This is a genomic window from Escherichia sp. WS1451, assembly GCF_046487365.1.
Taxonomy (GTDB): Bacteria; Pseudomonadota; Gammaproteobacteria; order Enterobacterales; family Enterobacteriaceae; genus Escherichia; species Escherichia coli.
The window spans coordinates 1-4,061 of sequence record NZ_JBJQJP010000050.1 but is presented as its reverse complement, the minus strand read 5'-3'; the positions used below and the strand labels follow the sequence as shown (position 1 = coordinate 4,061).

General features: G+C 36.2%; 3 protein-coding genes and 2 pseudogenes. 4 read left to right on the top strand and 1 reads right to left on the bottom strand.

Going from position 1 to position 4,061, the window contains the following annotated elements; translation table 11 throughout:
* From ACJHX7_RS25930 to ACJHX7_RS25920, 3 genes and pseudogenes are all read left to right on the top strand, one after another.
* On the top strand, positions 1 to 93 hold a 93-nt coding region (locus tag ACJHX7_RS25930; protein ID WP_000306640.1), incomplete at its 5' end, for an IS1 family transposase.
* Positions 94 to 104: 11 nt separating this feature from the next.
* Positions 105 to 1,391: pseudogene (locus ACJHX7_RS25925) on the top strand (lasso peptide isopeptide bond-forming cyclase); the annotation flags it as partial.
* 2 nt (positions 1,392 to 1,393) lie between these two features.
* Complete coding sequence (locus ACJHX7_RS25920; protein WP_016242761.1) at positions 1,394 to 3,136, top strand: ABC transporter ATP-binding protein; 1,743 nt, start codon at positions 1,394 to 1,396, stop codon at positions 3,134 to 3,136.
* Between the two features lie 324 nt (positions 3,137 to 3,460).
* On the opposite strand, the pseudogene ACJHX7_RS25915 reads toward ACJHX7_RS25920, so the two are convergent.
* Positions 3,461 to 3,949 (bottom strand): annotated as a pseudogene (locus ACJHX7_RS25915) (recombinase family protein); the annotation flags it as partial.
* Between the two features lie 57 nt (positions 3,950 to 4,006).
* On the opposite strand from ACJHX7_RS25915, the gene ACJHX7_RS25910 reads away from it, so the two are divergent.
* Positions 4,007 to 4,061: IS1 family transposase (locus tag ACJHX7_RS25910; protein WP_129692851.1), on the top strand; the 55-nt coding region annotated here is incomplete at its 3' end.

Genomic DNA, 4,061 nt, shown 5'->3' with positions numbered 1-4,061 from the left:
CGGCTGGGACGGAAGTCGCTGTCGTTCTCAAAATCGGTGGAGCTGCATGACAAAGTCATCGGGCATTATCTGAACATAAAACACTATCAATAAGTTGGAGTCATTACCCAGGCCCCGCTCTATTTTATTGTAAAAAGAATATGGATATTTTTGTTTCGGATAAAATTTCTGATATCAAATTTTTGAATCCAGATATGACATTCAGTCTAAATATAAAAATGGCAGAACATTATCTGTCAGGAAATCGAATAGCAACCCAGGAATCACTAATCACTGGCATTTACAAAGTAAATAATGGTGAGTTTATAAAATTTAATAATCAGTTGAAACCTGTGCTACTTCGTGATGAGTTTAGTATTACCAAAAAGAACAATTCAACTATCGACAGTATCATTGATAATATTGAGATGATGCGGGATAATAGAAAAATAGCCCTATTATTCTCCGGAGGATTGGATTCTGCATTAATTTTTCACACACTTAAAGAATCAGGTAACAAATTCTGCGCTTATCATTTTTTTTCTGATGAATCTGATGACAGTGAAAAGTATTTTGCTAAGGAATACTGTTCAAAATATGGAGTTGATTTTATATCTGTTAATAAAAACATCAACTTTAATGAAAAACTTTATTTCAATTTAAATCCTAATAGTCCGGACGAAATCCCTTTGATATTTGAACAGACAGATGAAGAAGGTGAAGGTCAGCCCCCCATAGACGATGATTTATTATATCTATGTGGTCACGGTGGAGATCATATTTTCGGACAAAATCCTTCAGAACTTTTTGGCATTGATGCATATCGAAGTCATGGCTTGATGTTTATGCATAAAAAAATAGTAGAATTTTCCAATCTCAAGGGAAAGAGATATAAAGATATCATATTTTCAAATATTTCCGCATTCATTAATACATCCAACGGATGTTCTCCAGCAAAGCAAGAGCACGTATCAGATATGAAACTTGCCTCTGCTCAGTTTTTTGCAACTGATTATACAGGAAAAATTAATAAACTAACTCCATTCCTGCATAAAAATATTATCCAGCATTATGCTGGCTTACCAGTTTTTAGTCTATTTAACCAGCACTTTGATCGTTATCCCGTTCGTTATGAAGCGTTTCAACGATTTGGTTCAGATATTTTCTGGAAAAAAAACAAACGGTCATCTTCACAGCTAATATTCAGAATTCTATCCGGTAAAAAGGATGAACTAGTGAATACAATAAAACAGTCAGGATTAATTGAAATATTAGGCATTAACCATATTGAATTAGAAAGCATTTTGTATGAAAATACGACTACACGTCTGACAACGGAACTACCATATATACTTAACTTATACCGTCTGGCAAAATTCATTCAACTTCAATCCATTGATTATAAAGGTTAATTATGGAAAGAAAACAGAAAAACTCATTATTTAATTATATTTATTCATTAATGGATGCAAGAGGTAAATTTTTATTCTTTTCCATGTTATTCATTACATCATTATCATCGATAATCATATCTATTTCACCATTGATTCTTGCAAAGATTACAGATTTACTGTCTGGCTCATTGTCAAATTTTAGTTATGAATATCTGGTTTTACTTGCCTGTTTATACATGTTTTGCGTTATATCTAATAAAGCAAGTGTTTTTTTATTTATGATACTGCAAAGTAGTCTACGTATTAACATGCAGAAAAAAATGTCGCTAAAATATTTGAGAGAATTGTATAACAAAAATATAACTAACTTGAGTAAAAATAATGCTGGATATACAACGCAAAGTCTTAACCAGGCTTCAAATGACATTTATATTCTTGTGAGAAATGTTTCCCAGAATATCCTGTCACCTGTTATACAACTTATTTCTACTATTGTTGTTGTTTTATCTACGAAGGACTGGTTTTCTGCCGGTGTGTTTTTTCTCTATATTCTGGTATTTGTAATTTTTAATACCAGACTGACTGGCAGTTTAGCGTCACTCAGAAAACACAGCATGGATATCACTCTTAACTCTTATAGTCTGTTATCTGATACTGTTGATAACATGATAGCAGCTAAAAAGAATAATGCATTAAGACTTATTTCTGAACGTTATGAAGATGCTCTCACTCAGGAAAACAATGCTCAGAAAAAATACTGGTTACTCAGTTCTAAAGTTCTTTTATTGAACTCTTTACTTGCTGTAATATTATTTGGTTCTGTATTCATATATAATATTTTAGGTGTGCTGAATGGTGTAGTTAGTATCGGCCACTTCATTATGATTACATCATATATCATTCTTCTTTCAACGCCAGTGGAAAATATAGGGGCATTGCTAAGTGAGATCAGGCAGTCAATGTCTAGCCTGGCAGGTTTTATTCAACGTCATGCCGAGAATAAAGCCACATCTCCTTCAATACCTTTTCTCAACATGGAGCGAAAATTAAACCTGTCCATAAGAGAGCTTTCATTTAGCTATAGTGATGATAAAAAAATACTTAATTCAGTCAGTCTTGACCTTTTTACCGGAAAAATGTATTCATTAACCGGACCCAGTGGTTCAGGAAAATCCACCCTTGTAAAAATAATATCAGGTTACTATAAAAATTACTTTGGAGACATTTATCTGAATGATATATCCTTACGTAATATCAGTGATGAGGATTTGAATGATGCTATTTACTACCTAACACAAGATGATTATATTTTTATGGATACACTACGATTTAATCTCCGGCTCGCAAATTACGACGCGTCAGAAAATGAAATGTTTAAAGTTCTTAAACTGGCAAATCTTTCTGTCGTCAACAATGAACCAGTGAGTCTGGATACACACCTTATAAACAGAGGCAATAACTATTCAGGAGGGCAAAAACAACGAATTTCGTTAGCGCGACTGTTTTTGAGAAAACCTGCAATAATTATTATTGATGAAGCCACATCGGCTCTGGATTATATTAATGAATCAGAAATTTTATCATCAATAAGAACTCATTTTCCTGATGCGTTAATTATAAATATTAGTCACCGAATAAATCTTCTGGAGTGTTCCGATTGTGTTTATGTATTGAATGAAGGAAATATTGTTGCTTCTGGCCATTTCAGGGATTTGATGGTCAGCAATGAATACATATCGGGACTGGCTTCTGTTACTGAATAAAATATCTGACTCCTGCTCTGTATTCAGAAAGGGAGTCGCTTGGAAAACGGAATTTTTCCCACGTTAAGAGAATTGGGTTGCACGAGTGGTTACATCCCGGCAAGCTAAGCCCCAGAATGTAAGGGTTGTTCGAAATGCTCTGACCGTCCGCTAATCGTTTAGCTTACTTCTTCCGCACATCCCCTTGCGTAAATGTACAGAATTGTACGGTTTCAGACACAAAAACCGCTGTAACCCCGCAGTTCAGGTGCCCCAAAAACAATTTGATTAAAAAATAATCTTAACGGGGGTTGTTTTCCGAACTTCCGACATCTCCTCCCTTCTCTAACTACTGGATTTCAGCCCGGATTTACGTTTTATTGCGCTACTGATTGTGCCACGGCTGCACCCTGGCACTTTCTGAACTTGACTCCAGGAGCTTCCGCTCTCAATCAACCTGTTAATTGCGTCATATCTGGCTTGATTAGGTTTACGACCTTTATATTTGCCGTCTTTCCTTGCTTTCTCTATCCCTTGTTTCTGGCGTTCCCGTCGTTGTTCATAGTCCCTTCTGGCAACAGCGGCCAGCATATCCAGCAGCATATCGTTAATGGCAGCAAACAACCGGCTGTCAAACTCACTCATGCCAGAATTAATCCATGTGGTCGGAACGTTCACGGCCATAACCCGGATATCTTTCTGACGGATCATTTTCTTCAGCTTATTCCAGTCTTCCCCTGACAGGCGGGAAAGTCTGTCAACGTCCTCAATGAGCAAAATGTCATTTTGCTGGCAATCTCTCAGAAGACGGAAGAGTTCAGGACGATCGAGACGAGGGTGATGCTGCCAACTTACTGATTTAGTGTATGATGGTGTTTTTGAGGTGCTCCAGTGGCTTCTGTTTCTATCAGCTGTCCCTCCTGTTCAGCTACTGACGGGGTGGTGC